1 protein-coding gene is annotated in these 1597 nt (G+C 57.0%); it reads left to right on the top strand.

Annotated elements, in window-relative coordinates:
* Nucleotides 1–50: 50 nt before the first annotated feature.
* On the top strand, nucleotides 51–1565 hold the full coding sequence (locus ACYVRU_RS12075; RefSeq protein WP_461186210.1) for an IS3 family transposase: 1515 nt from the start codon (nucleotides 51–53) through the stop codon (nucleotides 1563–1565).
* Nucleotides 1566–1597: the final 32 nt, after the last annotated feature.

Raw genomic sequence — 1597 nt, 5'->3', positions numbered from 1 at the left:
GGGGATGCTGACGAAAACCTGTCCCGAATCATCACGATTTGGAGGTGGAGATGTACTCGAGAGAAGAGAAGCTGAAGGCTGTGGAGTTGTTCATCAGATACGACAAGAGCCCCGCTTCGGTGATAAGGGAGATCGGCTATCCGTGTCGCGCGACCCTTTATGCATGGTACGAGGAGTACCTGGCGAACGGATGCGACATGCCATCGGTCAACAACTATCGCAGATATACCGAAGAGCAGAGAAGGGCAGCGGTCGATCATTTCTTCGAGCATGGCCAGTGCCTTGCGCGCACGATGAGAGCGCTCGGGTACCCTTCACAGGAACTGCTGGCAGCATGGATAGACGAGTTAGAACCCGGCCGCAGGCCGAAACGCTCCGACGCAAGGCGAGTCTCCGATGAAGTCAAGCAGAAAGCCGTCATCGACCTCGTCGTCAGAAAAGGAGCCGCGAGCGACATCGCCGATGGACTCGGCGTCGAGAGAGCGACCCTCTACAATTGGAAGCGAAAGCTTTTGAGCGAGGAGGTGCCCTGCAAATTGCCGAGGAAAAGAGACGATAGAAGCATCGAGGAGCTCGAGGAGTACGCAGAGTCCTTGAGACGAGATATAGACAGGTTGGAACTTCAACGTGCCATCCTGGAAGGGACGGTGGAGCTTCTGGGAAAAGACCGAAGCGTCGATCCTGCAATGCTCACGAACAAGGAGAAGACGATCCTTGTGGAGAGCCTGAGGTCGGCGCATAGGCTTGGCGCGCTGCTCGAAGCGGTGGGAATGGCGAAGAGCAGCTACCTCTATCAGAAAAGGGCGCTCCTAAAGCCGGACAAGTATGCCGATCTGCGCATTCTCATAACGGAGATATTCCACGGCAGCGACGGGCGCTACGGGTACCGCAGAGTGCACGCCGTCCTCGGATCTGATGGAGCCATCGTATCGGAAAAGGTCGTCTGCAGAATCATGAAGGAGGAAGGACTCGTCGCCAAGCGCCCTGCCAAGCGCAAGTACAGTTCCTACAAAGGCGAGATCAGCGAGGCGCCCGAGAACCTAGTGAAGCGCGATTTCCACGCTCAAGCTCCCAACCAACTTTGGCTCACCGACATCACCGAATTCTCCATCCCCGCCGGCAAGGTCTACCTGAGCCCCGTCCTCGACTGCTTCGACGGGATGTGCGTCGCCTGGTCGCAATCGACCTCGCCCAACGCCGACCTCGTGAACTCCATGTTAGATGCTGCAGCATCCAGATTGCATGAAGGCGAGCATCCTGTCGGTCACAGTGATCGCGGTTGTCATTACCGCTGGCCCGGCTGGATCGAGCGATGCGAGAGATACGGCATCGTCCGCTCCATGTCGAAGAAGGGCTGCTCTCCGGACAATTCAGCGATGGAAGGCTTCTTCGGGCGGCTCAAGGTCGAGTTCTTCTATGGGCGGGACTGGTCGGGATGGTCGACCGAAGAGTTCATGGATGCTCTCGATGATTACGTCCGCTGGTACAACGAGGAGAGGATCAAGCTATCATTGGGAGGGATGAGCCCCGTGCAATACAGGAGAACCTTGGGGCTTGCAGCATAGGTTTTGGGACGGAAAAACGTCAGCATCCCCAA

The organism is Adlercreutzia sp. CNCM I-6216 (assembly GCF_977113345.1).
Note: the sequence above shows the minus strand (reverse complement) of the source record. Positions and strands in the feature narration are given on the sequence as shown.